This is a genomic window from Entomohabitans teleogrylli (assembly GCF_001484765.1).
Lineage (GTDB): Bacteria > Pseudomonadota > Gammaproteobacteria > Enterobacterales > Enterobacteriaceae > Entomohabitans > Entomohabitans teleogrylli.
In genome coordinates this window covers 507,163-520,794 of the sequence record NZ_KQ947377.1, presented here as the reverse complement: position 1 = coordinate 520,794, position 13,632 = coordinate 507,163, and the positions used below count along the sequence as shown (strand labels likewise).

Sequence of the window (13,632 nt, the reverse complement as noted above, 5' to 3'; positions counted from 1 at the left end):
CGCGTTGTGACCGGGTCAGTGGAGGCGCATTATAGGGCCTTATCCTGGGCTGGCAAGTAAATATTTTAAATTTTTATCTGTCCGTGTTTTTTTTAGCCACCGAGTATAAAAATGCGGCGTATCTCGTGATATTCACGGTTTCAGGCATCACGAAACGTTCCCCGATGGCATACTACTGAATGTATAAAAAGAACAAGGAAACGGTATCTATGTCTCTATCGGCACAACAACTGGCTGCCCAAAAGAACATTTCCTGGGTACTGGCGGAAAAACTGGCTCAACAGATTTTAAAAGGAGAGTATGCGCCCGGCAGTATTCTCCCCGGCGAGATCGAGCTGGGAGAACTGTTTGGCGTCAGTCGTACCGCAGTCAGGGAAGCGGTCAAAACGCTGGCGGCCAAAGGTATGTTACTTCCTCGTCCCCGAATCGGCACCCGGGTAATGCCCCAAAGCCACTGGAATTTTCTGGATAAAGAGCTGATATCCTGGTGGATGAATGGTGATAATTTTGATCAAGTCATCAATCATTTTCTGGTGATGCGCCATGCGCTGGAAGCTCAGGCTTGCGCTCTGGCAGCCCGTCACGGCACGGAAGAACAAAAGGCGCAGTTATCAGCGGCTATGGAGGAAATGGTTCAATTAAAAACCAATTTCAACCGCGAACGTTGGGTGGAGGTGGACATGGCGTACCATGAACTCATCTATGAAATGAGCCACAACCCTTTCCTCTCGTCTTTTGCTAATCTTTTCCGTTCTATTTATTACAACTATTTCACTGCCATCACTAACGATGGAGTATTAAAACTGGATCTTCATCAGGGCGTTGTCGACGCCATCATTCGTGCCGATAGTAACGCGGCGATGGCTGCCTGCCATGCACTGCTGGAAGATCCCACTCCGGTGAACAGAGTGGATTAAGAATGACAAAAACTGCGCGTAGTATGGCAGGTCTGCCGTGGATTGCGGCAATGGCTTTTTTCATGCAAGCCCTGGATGCGACTATCCTGAACACGGCCCTGCCAGCCATTGCGCATAGTCTTAATCGCTCACCGCTGGCCATGCAGTCAGCAATTATCAGTTACACACTGACTGTCGCAATGTTGATTCCGGTCAGCGGCTGGCTCGCCGATCGCTTCGGCACTCGCCGGGTGTTTATGACTGCGGTGTCTCTGTTTACGCTCGGCTCTCTGGCCTGCGCATTATCCGGTTCACTGGGTGAGTTGGTTGCCTTCAGGGTGATTCAGGGGATCGGCGGCGCAATGATGATGCCGGTGGCGCGCCTGGCCTTGTTGCGCGCCTATCCCCGGAGCGAATTGTTACCCGTATTGAACTTTGTCACTATGCCCGGGCTGGTCGGCCCGATACTGGGGCCTCTGCTGGGCGGCGTACTCGTCACCTGGGCGACATGGCACTGGATTTTCCTGATCAATATTCCCATTGGCGTTATCGGTCTGCTCTATGCGCGTAAATACATGCCTAATTTCACCACCCCCAAACGCGGCTTTGATATGTCAGGATTCTTCCTGTTTGGCCTCGGGCTGGTGTTCATATCTGTCGGAATGGAGCTGTTTGGCGAACAACTGGTGAACAGCTGGATTGCTGGCGCCGTTATTCTGGGCGGTCTGGCGCTGTTAGCCGCTTATGTATGGCATGCCAGGCGTCACCCTACGCCATTAATCGCGCTACCCATCTTCAGAACCCGTACGTTTTCAATTGGTATCGCCGGTAATATCGCTTCCCGGTTAGGTACTGGATGTGTGCCTTTTCTGATGCCGTTAATGCTACAGGTGGGGTTTGGTTATCCGGCGCTGATCGCTGGTTGTATGATGGCGCCTACCGCCATAGGGTCTATTGTGGCCAAATCGACAGTGACGCAGGTACTGCGCTGGTTTGGCTATCGCAAAACGCTGGTCGGCATTACGGTATTCATCGGCATAATGGTTGCTCAATTTTCCCTGCAATCACCGGATATGCGCGCCTGGATGTTGATCCTGCCGCTGTTTATTCTGGGGATGGCGATGTCGACCCAGTTTACGGCGATGAATACTATCACTCTGGCTGATTTAACTGATGAAAACGCCAGCAGCGGCAATAGCATGCTGGCAGTTACTCAACAGTTGTCTATCAGTCTTGGCGTCGCTGTCAGCGCGGCAGTACTGCGCTTCTATGAAGGGTTCAGCAACACCAATACCATCGAACAATTTCACTATACCTTTATCACGATGGGAGCCATTACGCTGGTCTCTGCATTAGTCTTTATGCTGCTGAAACCCAGAGACGGGCGCAATCTCATCAAAGACCGACACAAACGTTAAGCAGAACCCCTTTCCACCAGTTCCGGCGTGAGTTGCAGTCTCTGTTGCTGAAGTGTCGGATCGCCCATCCGGTGAATCAGTACGTCAATGGCCAGCTCCCCCAGTTCATCCTTCGGCTGGTGAATGGTGGTGAGCGGCGGCGTCATATATCTTGCCAGTTCAATATCATCATACCCAACGATAGCTATATCGCCAGGAATAGCCAGACCAGCCTCGTGCAGAGCGCGATAAGCGCCTACCGCCATAGCGTCGTTACCGGCAAAAACCGCCTGCGGCGGCTGCGGCATCTCCAGCAGTTTTTTCATGGCCTGGTATCCCCCAGCAAACTCAAAATCACCATTAACTTCATAGCCAGGCATGATCGGTAATCCACTGCGGGCCATTGCATGGCGATAGCCTTCCAGGCGCAAACGAGACGGGGTTTTATCCAGAGGACCGGTAATACAGGCGATACGGGTATAACCTTTATCAATCAGATACCGGGTGGCGATATCTCCCCCCAGCAGCGAATTATCCTGAATCAGATCGCTGTCGCCATCGAACGGCGCCCAGTCCATCATCACGGTAGGAATTGCCGGGTAGCGCTTCATTATTTCCGGCGAAGGCAGATGCGTTTCGGTACACAGCAACAATAATCCATCAACGCGCTTCTGCAATAAGGTTTCCAGGTTGCGGTTCATGCGCTGTTCATCGCCTTCCGTGTTACACAACACCAGGCTATAACCGCGTTCAAAACAGCTACGTTCCACCCCTCTGACCAGTTCGTAGTAAAACGGGTTACTACTGGCAGTAATTAACATACCAATAGTACGGGTCTGGTTGATTTTCAGGCTACGCGCCAGCGCGGAAGGCGCATAGTTCAGCGAGGCAACCGCTGCTTCAACTCTGGCGCGCACGGCCTCGCTGACAAAGCGATCGTTATTAATCACGTGTGAGACGGTTGACGTCGACACCCCGGCCAGGCGGGCAACGTCTTTCATAGTCGCCACCGTTTACGCCTCCTGATCGGCAAGAAATGCGTCGATTTCCTGGCGCCACGGAACCGACGGCTGCGCTCCTTTACGGGTAACCGCAATGGCTGCCGCCGCATGAGCAAAGCGCACCGCGTCAGGAAGCGCTTTACCTTCCAGCATCGCCGTTACCAGCGCGCCATTAAAAGTATCGCCGGCGGCTATCGTGTCCACCGCTTTAACCCTGAATCCCGGAATACGCTGGCCGCTGCCGTTAACGCTCAGCCAGACGCCGCGACTGCCGAGGGTGATAATGACGGTTTCAATGCCTTTGCCATGCAAAACATTCGCCGCCAGAGCCGCTTCATCATCGTTTCCGACCTTAATGCCGGTGAGTTTTTCCGCCTCGGTTTCATTGGGGGTAATCATATTGACCAGCGCCAGCAGCTCATCAGGCAATTCGCAGGCTGGCGCCGGATTGAGAATCACCCGGGTCTGATGCTGATGGGCTATTTTTGCCGCCGCCAGTACGCTTTCCAGCGGTGATTCCAGTTGCATCAACAGAGCGGCCGCCGCGGCAATTCTTTCTTCCTCGTCGGCGACGCGCTGCGGATTCAGTGCGCCATTCGCGCCAGCGCTAATACCAATAACGTTTTCACCTTCGCTGTTAACAAAAATTAGCGCCACGCCGGTAGGCTGCTGCGCCACAACACCAATCGGCGCGATATCAATACCATCGCTGGCCAGTTGTTGGCGTACCCGACCACCAATATCGTCATCGCCCACACAGGCGATAAACGCAATATCCGCGCCGCTACGCCCGGCAGCCACGGCCTGGTTAGCTCCTTTACCGCCAAACGCTACCTGGTAATGATGACCGGTAACGGTTTCTCCGGGAGCGGGAAACTGGTCGAGATTCAGAATATGGTCGACATTGATACTGCCAAGAACAACCAACTGACCTGAGTTTTTCATCTTTGCGCTATCCCTCTGCAGACCAGAATGACGCCGCCGCAACGGGGTGTAAAACTGGTGACAAGCTTCAACCCGGTCATTAAACCGACCTGGCTACAGGAAAATTCATTGGTAAAATCAATGCTGCGATTTTTACCGTAAACGATAAAGCCCAAAAAGAGATTTTTGGGCTTTATCAGTCATTTCACGCCGCTCAGGGCGGCGCCATGCCCGGCGTTGGTTAATGTTTACTTAGTCACCAGCTTCAGTTCAACCGGGATCTGAGCTTCTACCTTTTCACCTTTCAGCACTTTATCCGCCGTCTGCACGCCAATAACGCCGATCAGTTCAGGCTGCTGAGCAACGGTAGCCCCCATTTTACCGCCTTCTACAGCTTTAATTCCGTCTGCGGTACCGTCAAAACCAACCACCAGCACATCACTCTTACCGGCAGTCTGCAGCGCGCGCAGTGCGCCAAGCGCCATCTCGTCGTTCTGAGCAAATACCGCCTGAACGGTCGGATGCGCCGTCAGCAGGTTCTGCATCACGTTCAAACCTTTGGTGCGATCAAAGTCCGCTGGCTGGCTGGCCAGTACACTGAATTTATGCGCCGCCACGGCCTGTTTAAAACCTTCACCACGCTCGCGGGCTGCGGAGGTGCCGGCAATGCCCTGTAATTCGATCACTTTGGCACCCTCACCCGCTTTCAGAGCGATAAAATCACCGGCCATTTTTCCGCCCGCCACGTTGTCAGAAGCGATATGGCTGACCACATCCCCTTTACCGGCCATACGGTCCAGGGTAATGACCGGGATATTGGCCTGGTTCGCCATCTTCACCGCATTCCCCACGGCGTCAGAATCCGTTGGGTTAATCAGCATCAGTTTGGTGCCCCGCACCGTCAGATCCTGAACGTTAGCCAGCTCTTTCGCCGGGTTATTCTGGGAGTCAAGCACCACCAGGTTGTAGCCAAGCTTGTCCGCCTCCTTCTGGGCACCATCTTTCAGCGACACAAAGAAGGGGTTATTCAGCGTTGAAATGACCAGCGCGATGGTATCTTTCGCCATCGCGTTGGCACTGAGGGTAGCGCTCAGCGCCACGGCGGAAACCAGGGTAGCCAGTTTTTTCATGTTCATATTCACGATGTCCTGTAGGGTTAGCGTTACTGTTTTTTGTTGTCCACCAGAACCGCCAGCAGAATAACCACTGCCTTAACGATCATCTGGTAATAGGAAGAAACACCTAACAAATTCAAACCATTATTCAGGAAGCCAAGAATCAATGCGCCGATCAGCGTCCCGACAATGCGGCCTTTCCCTCCCGCCAGGCTGGTACCTCCCAGCACTACAGCGGCAATGGCATCCAGTTCATAACCAGTACCAGCTGTAGGCTGTGCTGAAGAAAGGCGCGCGACTTCAATTATCCCCGCCAGCGCGGAAAGCAGGCCGCACAGGGAATACACAATAATTTTTACTCGATCAACGCTGATGCCGGAAAGTCGGGTCGCCGCTTCGTTACCGCCCAGCGCATAAATATAACGGCCCAGGCGAGTATGGTGCAGCATGTACCAGGCCGCCAGAAAGACAATCGCCATAATCCATACCGGCGTCGGGATCCCCAGCGGACGGCCAATCCCGAACCAGCCAAACAGATCGGCGTTGTCTGAGAACCCCGTATTCACCGGGCTACCGTTGGTATAAACCATAGTAACCCCACGCAACAGCAGCATCATGACCAGTGTGGCGATAAATGCCTGTACCCGGCCTTTGGCGACGATAACCCCGGTAACCGCGCCGATCGCGGCCCCCAGCGCCAGCGCAGCGGCAACCGCCACCAGCGCATTCACTTCAATACCGACAATCGACGCTGCCACCGCGCCAGTTAATGCCAGCAGAGAACCAACCGAAAGATCGATCCCGGAAGTCAGAATCACCAGCGTCATTCCCACCGCCATGATGGCGTTGACCGACGTCTGCTGCAGAATGTTAAACAGGTTATTGACGGTAAAAAAGTTAGGGCTCAGCGTCGAGACAATCGCAATCAACACCAGCAGAGCAATAAGCGATTTTTGATCCATCAACCAGGCTTTAGTGAACCAGCGACGGCTGGTGACTGTCGGGGTATTCATAATAATTGCTCCTGATTCACACGATTTAGTTTGCCAACAGCCGCGGCCATCAATACTTCCTGGGTAGCCTGCTCGCGCGTGAATTCCCCACTGCAATGGCCTTCATGCATCACAATGATTCTGTCGCTCATCCCAAGCACTTCCGGCATCTCACTGGACACCAGGATGATACTTAACCCTTCGGCTTTAAACTGATTAATTAACTGATAAATCTCTTTTTTCGCCCCCACGTCAACGCCGCGGGTTGGCTCGTCAAGGATCAGAACTTTCGGGCGGGTCATCAGGCCGCGGGCAATCGCGACCTTCTGCTGGTTACCGCCGGACAGTAACCCTATGGCCTGTTCCATGGAGGGGGTTTTTACGTTGAACAGACGGATAAAATCCTGTACCGCCTGCTGTTCGTCTTTGTGTTTCAGGCTACCGCCGGCGCGACTGAAATAGCGCAGCGCGGTAAGCGACATGTTCTCTTTAACGGACATCCCCAGTACCAGACCATCCCGCTTACGGTCTTCGGAAATATAAACAATGCCGTTTGCCAGACCATCCTGCGGGGTGCGGGTAACCACTTCACGCCCGTCAAGATATACGCCTCCGGCGCTGCGCGGCAGGGCGCCATACAATACTTTCATTAATTCAGTGCGTCCGGCCCCCATCAGGCCGGATACGCCGAGGATCTCACCGCTGCGCAGCTCAAAGCTGACGTCATGCACTCCTGGCCCGGAAACTTTATCAACGCGCAGGCGTACGCCGCCGGGCGCCTTATCCAGATGGGGATACTGCTCTTCCAGCTTACGGCCCACCATCATCTCAATCAGGCTGTCTTCGGTTAACGACGCCACTTCCCGTTCGGCAATAAACTGCCCGTCACGGAATACCGTCACATCATCGCAAATCTCGAAAATCTCTTTCATACGGTGAGAGATATAAACGATTCCTCTGCCCTGCGACTTCAGTTCACGAATGACCCGAAACAGCGATTCGGTTTCAGTATCGGTCAGCGCGTCGGTAGGCTCGTCCATGATGATGACCTTCGACTCAAAGCTCAGCACTTTCGCGATTTCCACCATTTGCTGATCGCCTATTGAGAGTTCTCCCACCGTCCGGTGACTGTTAAAGCGCAGGTTCAATCTGGCCAGCAGTTTATCCGCTTCGGCATACATCTTTTTCCAGTCGATGCGCCCGAGGCGGTTAACAAATTCCCGGCCCAGAAAAATGTTTTCGGCAATCGTCAACTGCGGGATCAGATTCAGTTCCTGGTGAATAATGCCAATTCCCGCCTCCTGAGAGGACTTCGGCCCGGTAAAGGTTGTCTCTTTTCCCAGCCATAACAACGAGCCGGCATCACGGGAATAGATACCAGTCAGAACTTTCATCATGGTGGATTTACCGGCGCCGTTTTCACCCACCAGCGCCATAACGCGCCCGGCGTACACATTGAGCGCCGCGCCGGACAGGGCTTTCACGCCCGGGAACGACTTATCGATCCCTTTAAGTTGGAGTAATGCTTCCATAGCAACCTCAGAAGGTTACGCCGGCGCACAGAATGATATTCGCATAAGGAGAACACTCTCCACTGCGAATGACCGCCTGGCTGTCAGCGGTTTTCTGTTTGAACTGCTCATGAGAAATGTAACGAATTTCAATGGCATTGCCCTGGCGCTGCTGCAACTGTTCCAGATGCTGCAGTAATGCCTCGTGAAGTTGAGGGTTCTTTTGTTTGATCTCACTGGCAAGGATAGCGGCTTCAACCTGCATTTCCACCGTAACCACCTCCAGCACCTGCATAAATGAAGGCACTCCCTGAGTCAGCGCCATATCCACGCGCTGTGTGGAAGAGGGAATAGGGAGACCCGCATCGCACACCACCAGCGTATCGGTGTGACCCAGGCGAGAGATAACGGCAGAGATTTCGGCGTTGAGGACAGTACCTTTTTTCATTTCTTTTACTCCACGAGCGAAACGTTTCGCTGACAAAAGTGTAGCCAGAGAGTTGCGCAGGCAACAACCAGATAAAATCAGAATTGTGATCACTATCGAAACGTTTCGCTCACGTTTTGCAGTATCAAACAATAATAGCCGTTACTGCCCTGCTGAACGCCGACACAACAGAGGAAGGAGCCCCCGGCAACCCGGGGGCAAAAGGAAAAGGGTTAGATTTCTACCTGTGTACCCAACTCGATCACCCGGTTAGGCGGGATTTCAAACTGATCCGGGGCGCGTAACGCATTGCGCTGTAGCAATAAAAACAGTTTGCCGCGCAGACGCAGGTACCACGGACGATCGCCAATAATCAGCGACTCATGAGACATAAAGAACGATGTCTCCGTCATCCGGCAACTTAATCCTTCCAGACCGCAGCGGTGGAAAACCTCCTCCACATTCGGCGTCTCGCGCCAGCCATAGCTGGCCACCACGCGCCAGAAGGTCGGGGAAAGCTGCTCTATCTGCACGCGCCGCACATTATGAACATAAGGCGCATCCTCGGTGCGCAGCGTCAGCAAGATCACCCGCTCATGGAGCACCTTATTGTGTTTAAGGTTATGCAGCAGGGCAAAGGGAATAACGTTCAATGCCCGGGACATATAAACTGCCGTTCCCGGTACCCGCACTGGCGGTGATTTTTCCAGTGAAGCTATCATCGCCTCCAGGGAGTTACCATGCTCATGCATACGGCGCAGCAGGCGAAAACGCTCGCTCTTCCACGTCGTCATGATCAAAAACATCACCAGGCCGAGGCTTAACGGCAACCAGCCGCCGGAAAAAATTTTCTGCACGTTGGCGGAAAACAGCGGGATGTCGATGCATAAAAACGCGGCGCCCGTCAGCAGGACGGCGATTTTATTCCAGTGCCAGTTTTTCCGCGCCACGGTACAGGACAGAATCGAGGTCAGTACCATCGTTCCGGTAACAGCGATACCGTACGCCGCCGCCAGGTTGCTGGAGTGCTCAAAGCTGATAATCACCAGCACTACCGCAAAATAGAGCAGCCAGTTAACTACCGGAATATAAATCTGCCCGGACTCCATCTCCGAGGTATGAATAATGCGCATCGGCGACAAATATCCCAGCCGTACCGCCTGGCGGGTCAGAGAGAAGACGCCCGAAATCACCGCCTGAGAAGCGATAACCGTCGCCAGGGTAGCCAGAATCAGCAAAGGAATCAGCGCCCAGTCAGGCGCCAGTAAAAAGAAGGGGTTCTTAATCGCCTCGGGATTTTTCAACAGCAGCGCCCCCTGGCCAAAATAGTTGAGTACCAGGGAAGGCAGCACCGCGCTGAACCAGGCTATACGGATTGGTAATTTACCGAAATGCCCCATATCGGCATACAGCGCTTCCACTCCGGTAATCGCCAGCACCACCGCTCCCAGCGCAACGAAAGAAACCGCTTTGTATTCCAGGAAAAAGTGCACCGCCCAGGCCGGGTTCAGCGCCCGCAATACTTCCGGATTATCAATAATACTATTCAGCCCAAGCACGGCGAGGACCAAAAACCAGGCCAGCATCACGGGAGCAAACAGCTTTCCGACCATGCCTGTCCCATGCTTTTGAATAGCAAACAGCAGAGTCAGTACAATCACTGAGAGTGGAACAATATACGGATCGAGGGAAGGCGCGGCGATCTCCAGCCCCTCAATTGCCGACATAACGGAGATAGCCGGGGTTATTACCACCTCGCCATAGAAAAAGCTGCCGCCGATCAGCCCCATAATGACCAGCATCGAGGTAGTTCGCGCCGAGGTATTACGCCCGGCCAGCGACATCAGCGTCAGAATCCCCCCTTCCCCGGCGTTGTCGGCGCGCATGACAAAGGTGAGGTATTTAATAGAGACGACAAAAATCAGCAACCAGAAAATCAGCGACAGAAAGCCAAAGACAGCATCCCGCTCCACGCCAAATCCAAATTGCCCGGAAAGACATTCCCGCAGGGTATAAAGGGGGCTGGTACCAATATCGCCGTATACCACCCCAATGGCCGCCAGCGTGACCGCCGGCAACGACTGTTTATTATCAGTGCTCATAGACTAATCTTTCATATAGATTCTGAAATCGTGTGCTCAGAGCCGGCCGGTCAGTCATAACTTTTGTAACCCGTTCGAACGATTCCCGGATTCGAAGTGGCAAATAAAATCGCCCGACAGGACAGGCTCTTAGTCCATTGGCACACCAAAAGGCGCACAGTATGCACGATGCGTCTGGTAATCGTAGCGCTAAATGATGCTGCATTAACATATTGCAAAGAAATACCCCGCAGCTTAGCTCAATATCGATGCCCTTACGAAACGGCTATACTCGCCATTCTGTCGTAGTGAAACCAGGTAAGGACGCAGATTAATTATGGCTCAACCACATTTACTGGCAGAAAGAATTTCCAGGCTCAGCCAGGCGCTGGAAAAAGGACTTTTCGAACGCAGCCACGCCGTACGCCTGTGCCTGTTGGCCGCCCTCAGCGGCGAAAGCGTATTTTTGCTGGGCCCGCCGGGGATCGCCAAAAGTCTGATCGCCCGGCGCCTGAAATTTGCCTTCGAGCGGGCCACCGCCTTTGAATACCTGATGACCCGCTTTTCCACGCCGGAGGAAGTTTTCGGCCCCCTGTCAATCCAGGCGCTGAAAGACGAAGGCCGCTATGAGCGACTGACCCGGGGCTATCTGCCGGAAGCGGAAATCGTCTTTCTCGACGAAATCTGGAAAGCCGGGCCGGCTATCCTTAATACTCTGTTAACGGCTATCAATGAGCGGCGCTTTCGCAACGGCGCCAGCGAAGAGAAAATCCCCATGCGCCTGCTGGTGGCCGCTTCCAACGAACTCCCGGAAGCGGACAGCAGCCTGGAGGCGCTTTATGACAGGATGCTGGTGCGCCTGTGGCTGGACCGGGTACAGGAAAAACACAACTTTCGCTCGATGCTGGTGAGCCAACAGGACGAAAATGATAATCCGGTTCCCGCCAGCCTGCGGATCAGCGACGATGAATACGCCAGCTGGCAACAGGCGATCCCCGCCGTTGCGCTGCCGGAGTCGGTTTTTGAATTGATCTATACCCTGCGCGAACAGCTGGAGGCACAGCCACAGGCCCCCTATGTCTCCGATCGACGCTGGAAAAAGGCCATCCGCCTGTTACAGGCCAGCGCATTTTTCAGCGGCCGCGAACAAGTTGCTCCTGTTGATTTAATCCTGCTGAAAGACTGCCTGTGGCACGACACCAGCGCGATGCAACTGATGGAACAGCAACTGGATATATTGATGACCGGTTCAGCCTGGCGGCAAAACGCCATGCTGGCCCGACTGGCCGCCATTCAACAGCAACTGATGCAACTACGCCAGCAGCAAAGCGATCGCGAAGCGTTGACCCTGACCCGCCAGAGCGGGCTGTTCCGCCGCCAGCCGCACTATATTCTGCCGCCGTCCCTGAGTGAGGAAAACCTGACGCTGCTGCTTCAGCGCCCGCTGAGACTGCATGATATTGAAGTCAGCCATGTGGTGCTTGCCCGCAGCGCGCTGGAGCAGTGGCTGCAAAAAGGCGGCGAGATCCGCGGCAAACTTAACGGCGCCGGTTTCAGTCAGTTACTCAATCTGGAAGTGGATGCCGCCTCCCGCCTGGTGATCCGCGACATCAGCCTGCAGTCCAGTGAGCTGGCGTTACCGGGATCCCACCAGCATAATAAATTGCCGCCAGAAATTGCCAGCGCCCTTGATGAACTGATGACCACCTGGCGCCAGCAGCACAGCGCATTTACCGAACAACAACGCTGCCTGTTTATTCAGGATGCCTGGCTGGGGCGTATCGAAGCCAGTCTGCAGAACGTCGCGACACAGATAAAACAGGCTCAGCAATGCTGAGCCTGGCCGCTATTGATACACTGCTGGCCATCAGCGAAGGGGAATTAATCGAAGAAATTATTCTCACCCTGTTGGCTGCGCCGCAACTGGCGGTTTTCTTTGAAAAGCACCCGCGATTACGCAAAGCGGTAACCCGGGATATCGGCCAGTGGCGGGCGCTACTGAAAAATCGCCTGCAGGACGCCCGGGCTCCCGCCGAACTCACCCGGGAAGTACTGTGTTATCAACAAAGCCAGTTATTACCGGATGCGCAGTTCAACGCCCGGCTGGCGGATATTGTCCAGCAACTGGCATCCTGGAACTCTCCCTTTCTGGGCCAGGCGCGCCAGATGATTGATGACAACCCACACTTTACTCCGGCCCAGCAGACTCTGTTCCTGCAACGCTGGCGCGTCAGCCTGATTGTCCAGACCACTGCTCTGAATCAGCAATTGCTGGAAGAAGAACAGGAGAAGCTGCTTAATGATGTCCAGCAGCGCCTGACGCTTAGCGGCCAACTGGCGCCAACGCTGGCGACCAGCGATACCGCCGCCGGGCGCTTATGGGATCTCAGCGCCGCTACGCTGAAGCGTGGCGATTATCTGCTGATCGTCAAGTACGGCGACTTTCTTTCCGGCCAACCAGAGCTGGCGGCGCTGGCGGAACAACTCGGGCGTTCCCGGGAGGCAAAAGCGGTCGAAAAGAAAGACGCGCCGCTGGAAACCTGGCGCACGCTGGTGCGGGAACCCGCGACAGTACCTGAACAGGTCGACGGGCTACAGCGCAGCGACGACATTCTGCGCCTGCTGCCTCCGGAACTGGCTACTCTGGGTATTACCGAGCTGGAGTTCGAATTTTACCGTCGGCTGGTGGAGAAACAGCTTCTCACCTACCGTCTGCAGGGCGACAGTTGGCGGGAAAAAATCACTGAACGCCCGGTGGTACACCGGGAAACCGAACAACAGCCCCGGGGGCCGTTTATCGTCTGCGTCGATACATCCGGTTCAATGGGCGGTTTTAACGAACAGTGCGCCAAAGCCTTCAGCCTGGCGCTGATGCGCGTCGCGCTGAGCGACAATCGCCGCTGTCATATTATGCTGTTTGCCAGCGAAGTGGTGCATTATGAATTAACCAGCCAGCAGGGCATTGAGCAGGCGATTCGTTTTCTGAGCCAGCAGTTCCGCGGCGGTACCGATCTTGCTCTCTGTCTGCGGGCTACGGTGGAAAAACTACAACAGCCCGGCTGGTCGGAAGCGGATGTGGTGGTGATTTCCGACTTTATCGCCCAGCGCCTGCCGGATGATGTCGTCAGTCAGGTGCGCCGCCAGCAACAGCAGTTACAGCAACGCTTTCATGCCGTAGCGATGTCCAGACATGGAAAACCCGGGATCATGCGCATCTTTGATCATATCTGGCGCTTTGATACCGGGTTGAAAAGCCGCCTGCTGAGACGCTGGCGGCCGGGGAAGTAA

Annotated in this window: 11 protein-coding genes; 4 read left to right on the top strand and 7 right to left on the bottom strand. The window is 54.4% G+C overall.

The window, feature by feature from the left end; all coding sequences use genetic code 11:
* Positions 1–209 precede the first annotated feature (209 nt).
* On the top strand, positions 210–917 hold the full coding sequence (locus AQ981_RS05550) for a FadR/GntR family transcriptional regulator (RefSeq protein ID WP_058910748.1): 708 nt from the start codon (positions 210–212) through the stop codon (positions 915–917).
* A gap of 2 nt (positions 918–919) precedes the next feature.
* The gene (gene mdtD / locus AQ981_RS05545; protein WP_058910747.1) at positions 920–2,314 is read left to right on the top strand and encodes a multidrug transporter subunit MdtD; all 1,395 of its coding nucleotides are present in this window, start codon (positions 920–922) and stop codon (positions 2,312–2,314) included.
* Here mdtD and rbsR read toward each other — a convergent pair.
* From rbsR to kup, 7 genes are all read right to left on the bottom strand, one after another.
* The gene (gene rbsR, locus AQ981_RS05540; protein WP_071608810.1) at positions 2,311–3,303 is read right to left on the bottom strand and encodes a ribose operon transcriptional repressor RbsR; all 993 of its coding nucleotides are present in this window, start codon (positions 3,301–3,303) and stop codon (positions 2,311–2,313) included. The two genes, mdtD and rbsR, sit on opposite strands and share 4 nt — an antisense overlap.
* Before the next feature lie 3 nt (positions 3,304–3,306).
* A complete protein-coding gene (rbsK, locus tag AQ981_RS05535; protein WP_058910745.1) occupies positions 3,307–4,239 on the bottom strand; it encodes a ribokinase in 933 nt (310 codons plus the stop codon).
* A gap of 227 nt (positions 4,240–4,466) precedes the next feature.
* Positions 4,467–5,354: a ribose ABC transporter substrate-binding protein RbsB gene (gene rbsB, locus AQ981_RS05530; protein WP_058910744.1), complete on the bottom strand. Its 888-nt coding sequence runs from the start codon at positions 5,352–5,354 to the stop codon at positions 4,467–4,469.
* A gap of 26 nt (positions 5,355–5,380) precedes the next feature.
* Positions 5,381–6,346 carry a ribose ABC transporter permease gene (rbsC, locus tag AQ981_RS05525; RefSeq protein WP_058910743.1) on the bottom strand — a complete coding sequence of 322 codons (966 nt, stop codon included), beginning with the start codon at positions 6,344–6,346 and terminating at the stop codon, positions 5,381–5,383.
* Entirely contained in the window at positions 6,343–7,857 is a 1,515-nt protein-coding gene (rbsA, locus tag AQ981_RS05520; RefSeq protein WP_058910742.1) for a ribose ABC transporter ATP-binding protein RbsA, read from the bottom strand. Before rbsA ends, rbsC begins: the two co-directional genes overlap by 4 nt.
* A gap of 7 nt (positions 7,858–7,864) precedes the next feature.
* Positions 7,865–8,284 (bottom strand): D-ribose pyranase, encoded by a 420-nt coding sequence (gene rbsD, locus AQ981_RS05515; protein ID WP_058910741.1) that lies wholly within the window; start codon positions 8,282–8,284, stop codon positions 7,865–7,867.
* Between the two features lie 212 nt (positions 8,285–8,496).
* Complete coding sequence (gene kup, locus AQ981_RS05510) at positions 8,497–10,365, bottom strand: low affinity potassium transporter Kup (protein WP_058910740.1); 1,869 nt, start codon at positions 10,363–10,365, stop codon at positions 8,497–8,499.
* Positions 10,366–10,681: 316 nt separating this feature from the next.
* Between kup and ravA the strand changes: the two genes are divergently transcribed.
* Positions 10,682–12,181, top strand: a complete 1,500-nt coding sequence (gene ravA / locus AQ981_RS05505; RefSeq protein ID WP_058910739.1) for an ATPase RavA — start codon at positions 10,682–10,684, stop codon at positions 12,179–12,181.
* Entirely contained in the window at positions 12,175–13,632 is a 1,458-nt protein-coding gene (viaA, locus tag AQ981_RS05500; RefSeq protein WP_058910738.1) for an ATPase RavA stimulator ViaA, read from the top strand. Before ravA ends, viaA begins: the two co-directional genes overlap by 7 nt.

Coding starts and splice junctions, on each gene's coding strand:
- rbsC (WP_058910743.1), bottom strand. CDS start 6,346: ATGAATACCCCGACAGTCACCAGCCGTCGCTGGTTCACTAAAGCCTGG.
- viaA (WP_058910738.1), top strand. CDS start 12,175: ATGCTGAGCCTGGCCGCTATTGATACACTGCTGGCCATCAGCGAAGGG.
- mdtD (WP_058910747.1), top strand. CDS start 920: ATGACAAAAACTGCGCGTAGTATGGCAGGTCTGCCGTGGATTGCGGCA.
- rbsK (WP_058910745.1), bottom strand. CDS start 4,239: ATGAAAAACTCAGGTCAGTTGGTTGTTCTTGGCAGTATCAATGTCGAC.
- rbsB (WP_058910744.1), bottom strand. CDS start 5,354: ATGAACATGAAAAAACTGGCTACCCTGGTTTCCGCCGTGGCGCTGAGC.
- ravA (WP_058910739.1), top strand. CDS start 10,682: ATGGCTCAACCACATTTACTGGCAGAAAGAATTTCCAGGCTCAGCCAG.
- AQ981_RS05550 (WP_058910748.1), top strand. CDS start 210: ATGTCTCTATCGGCACAACAACTGGCTGCCCAAAAGAACATTTCCTGG.
- kup (WP_058910740.1), bottom strand. CDS start 10,365: ATGAGCACTGATAATAAACAGTCGTTGCCGGCGGTCACGCTGGCGGCC.
- rbsD (WP_058910741.1), bottom strand. CDS start 8,284: ATGAAAAAAGGTACTGTCCTCAACGCCGAAATCTCTGCCGTTATCTCT.
- rbsA (WP_058910742.1), bottom strand. CDS start 7,857: ATGGAAGCATTACTCCAACTTAAAGGGATCGATAAGTCGTTCCCGGGC.